General features: G+C 53.9%; 3 protein-coding genes and 1 pseudogene. 2 read left to right on the top strand and 2 right to left on the bottom strand.

Annotation, left to right across the window (positions count from 1 at the left end):
• The coding region (locus tag PPL9_RS01580) for a TIGR03862 family flavoprotein (protein WP_057461015.1) at positions 1–1142 on the bottom strand (1142 nt) is incomplete at its 3' end.
• Positions 1143–1359: 217 nt separating this feature from the next.
• Here PPL9_RS01580 and PPL9_RS01575 point away from each other — a divergent pair.
• Both PPL9_RS01575 and PPL9_RS01570 read left to right on the top strand, forming a co-directional pair.
• On the top strand, positions 1360–2487 hold the full coding sequence (locus tag PPL9_RS01575; protein ID WP_208980822.1) for a glycosyltransferase family 4 protein: 1128 nt from the start codon (positions 1360–1362) through the stop codon (positions 2485–2487).
• A gap of 70 nt (positions 2488–2557) precedes the next feature.
• Positions 2558–2995, top strand: coding sequence for a VOC family protein (locus tag PPL9_RS01570; protein ID WP_057461013.1), 438 nt, complete (start codon positions 2558–2560; stop codon positions 2993–2995).
• 206 nt (positions 2996–3201) lie between these two features.
• Here PPL9_RS01570 and PPL9_RS32925 read toward each other — a convergent pair.
• A pseudogene (locus PPL9_RS32925) lies at positions 3202–3526 on the bottom strand (glycosyl transferase family 2); the annotation flags it as partial.

The following is a 3526-nucleotide window of genomic DNA, read 5'->3' as shown; positions in this document are numbered from 1 at the left end:
CAGTCCAGCATCTCGCCCGCCACAAACACACCCGGCAGCTTGTTCAGCATGTAGTGCTCGTCAACCTCGTCAAACGAGATTCCGCCCGCGCTGGAGATCGCACGGTCAATGGGGCGCGGAGCAGTCAACTGCAATGGCAATGCCTTGATACGCGCTGCTAGCTCATCTGCCTCAATCGGCAGCGGTCCTGCTTCCCGCATCAAAGCGATCGCAGCAGCGGGCAGACCTGGTGCTTTGCGCAGGAAGTTGCTCATGGATTGCTTACCACGTGGCCGCGCCAGCTTGGCCGCGAGCTTGTCAGCAGAGACATCCGGCTTCAGATCAATCTCAATCTGTGCCGTCCCTGTTGCAAGGATTGTATCCCGCAGATCAGCTGAAAGCGCATAGATCACGCCGCCTTCAATCCCACAAGCGTCCAGCATGGCATCACCAATAACACGGCGATCTCCGTGGGAGACAGCTATCTTCTTCATGGGAGTACCTTTGTGGCGGTCCTTGAAGTGATCCGAGAACGCAATCTCAAACCCGCAATTGGCAGGGAGCAGCGCGTTCACGTCAATCTGCTTGTCACGCAAAGTCGAAACCCACGCTCCATCAGAGCCAAGCTTCGCCCAGGAACCGCCACCAAGTGCCAGCAAAACAGCGTCAAACGCCTGCGCTTCAATGGGTTCATTGCCTTTTTGAAGCAGTAAACTTCCGGCTTCATCAAATCCGTGCCATCGGGTGTTCGCATGCAATGTTACGCCTTGCTGATCAAGCAATTTCAGCCAGTTACGCAGCAGCGGAGAGGCTTTGAAGCTTTTAGGAAACACCTTGCCGCTGGAACCTTCAAACGTCGGCTGCCCCAACTCTGCGCTCCATTCCCGCAGAGCAGAAGGAGGAAAATCCCGCACTGACTGCAACAGTTGCGCATGTGCAGGACGGTAGCGGCTCAGAAAAACCTCCAGATCCTCACTGTGAGTTAGATTGAGACCACCAAGCCCAGCCATCAAAAACTTGCGGGCAGGGGACGGGCGTTGATCAAAGAGGCTCACACGCACTCCGGCTTCTGCCAGATGTTGAGCAGCAAACAGCCCGGCAGGGCCTGCTCCGATGATTGCAACATGCTTTGTCAAAGATCCATCCAGTCCGCTTATGGTCATTGAGGCTCCAGCCAATGACATTTACAGCTCTAATGCCTTTGTTTTCCGCCAATTACAAGTCGGGAGAGCGCCTCACCCCACAGATGGAGCGCAGAGAACATCAGGAATTTTCACCTCCTTAAAGAAGCCCCCTGATATTAGAAGGAAGACTTCTAAGGAATGTACAGTCCCCGCACTTCAAGCTTTGCTGAATGCAAACAGTAAAGTGGGGGCCGCATTGAGAACTGCAATCGTAATGCCGCGTAATATGCATTTTTGCCAGTCTCGAGCCACATCAATAGATCTGTGCGCTCATGATCTTGCGCTTCATAGCCAGAACAAAGGCAACCTGCGTATTTTTGCAGGAGGCGAGGAGGATCTGTTTGAAGATGTTGATGTTTTTGCAGTGACAGAACCGGGTAAAAAGCCAACGCCCGCAAAGTTCTATGATCCGCTGTCAGAGTTTGGACCGCAACTGATCGTCGTGCATCAGCATTTGGAAACGGCGTTTCAGATCATCACGGACTTTCCCGGTACCCCTGTAATCTTGCACAGGCATGGCAGGTTCGAGCGCAACAGCGCGTTCAAACGCTGGAAGTACACCCGCAAAATGAACCGCCTTGCCGGCATCATCTGGGTTGGCGAAGATGCCCGCAATAACTTCTGCGAAAATTTCACGGGTGTAAAAGCCCGCAGTGTGGTGGTGCCCAACGGCATAGATTGCGAGCTCTGGTCCCCAGCCCCCAAAGAAAACTCTGTGATCTATGTGGGGCGGGCAAGGGAAGACAAAGGCGTGTTCGACCTGGCGCAGGCGTGGCTTGCCTGTGCAGATCGTTTGGATCGGACGGGGTGGAAGCTGAACCTGGTACTGGCCGTTACCGACGAGGGAGAGCAATCAACGGCAAACTCTCTCCGGCAGATGCTTTCAAGCCACGCAGACAGTGTCTCGATCGAGACCAACCTCAATGCCTCAGATGTCCAAAAACGCCTCGCAAGATCATCCATCGCGGTGGTGCCCTCCATCGTGGCAGAAGGGTTTGGCCGCACTGCGATTGAAGCTATGAGCTGCGGCGCTGCGGTGATCACCACGCACTCTGGCGGCTTATGGGAGGCGGTGGGAGAAACCGGTAAGGTGATCAACCCAAGATCCCCCAAAGAGATTGCATCAGCGCTGCTCGATCTGGCCGACAACCGCCCTTTGCGTGAGGAGATGGCAGAAGCAGGACGGGAGAGAGTGCTTCGTCTCTTTAACATCCACCAGATCGCAGAAAACTACGATGACATGCTCATGAGCCTGTGGGATGACTTTGTCAGCGGCTCCGATAAAACACAGGGCCTCATTGACCACATGCTCGTGTCAGAGTGAGGTGAATGAAGACCGGGACTGGTACAGCAGGGCGAAGATCAGATCGCCCGCAACCCAGGAGACCAGCAAAATGCACCCTGATCATGTGACGGTAGCTGTCCGCAATCTGGAGGAGGCGCGTGCTTTCTTCAACCTGCTTGACTTTGAAGAAGCAAAATCCCTCGTTATCTCCGGTCCAGTGTTTTCAAAGTACATGGGCATTTCGGACCTGGAAGCAGAGCACGTCACTTTGGTTCTGAAAGGTCATAGCCCCAGGTTCGAAATCCAACTGCTGCACTACAGCAATCCAGAGCCACGCAGCGAGCCTTACCCTGAAGACCTCTGCCGAACAGGCTACAATCACTTGTGTTTCGCGGTCGATGATCTGGAAGACAGACTATCAAAGCTGCAAGCCGCCGGGTTCAAGGCCCGTTCCGAAGTCATGGAGTTCAACGACAGAAAACTGGTGTTCCTGTTTGGGCCAGAAAAGATCACGTTAGAATTAGCGCAGTGGACCAAGCCAGAGTGAAGCGAGTTCGCAAATACGATCGCTTCAATTAGCTAAAGAGTTGGTTGCAGGGAAGAGAGCTCGCAGGAAGTGTAGTAGCGTGAACGGCAACAGATGTGCTTACAACGCCTGAGCAATCCCACATTACTTCTCAAAGAAAACTGCTGTCTCCAGCACATCACCAACAGCAGGTACTGTGCAATTCCTGCAAGTTAGAGAGGTAAACCTCACACCCACAACGCTTTGGCCGCTTCCTTGTAATTTCGTGTCTTTGCGTTCTCAACAAACAACAATCCCTTCAGGTACTCCAACCGTGCCTTGGCCTTCTTGATACGCTGTACCATGTGCCGTGCCACCTTTGGCGAGATATGCAGGAAGCCGCGCTCCCGTAGTTCATCACGCAGGGCTTGGCCCACATCATTCGCCAACGTGTCCTTGCTGAAACTCGGTTCCTCTTCATCGTACAACCGCGCAACAGCACAGAGCAAAGCCATATCTGCCACCATCCGATAAGGGCGACCGTTGCGTGCAGTCACCTGACCGGGGTGCAGC

This window comes from Pseudovibrio sp. POLY-S9, from assembly GCF_001431305.1.
Taxonomy (GTDB): domain Bacteria; phylum Pseudomonadota; class Alphaproteobacteria; order Rhizobiales; family Stappiaceae; genus Pseudovibrio.
The sequence above is the reverse complement of the archived record's forward strand: the minus strand, read 5'-3'. Positions and strand labels throughout refer to the sequence as shown.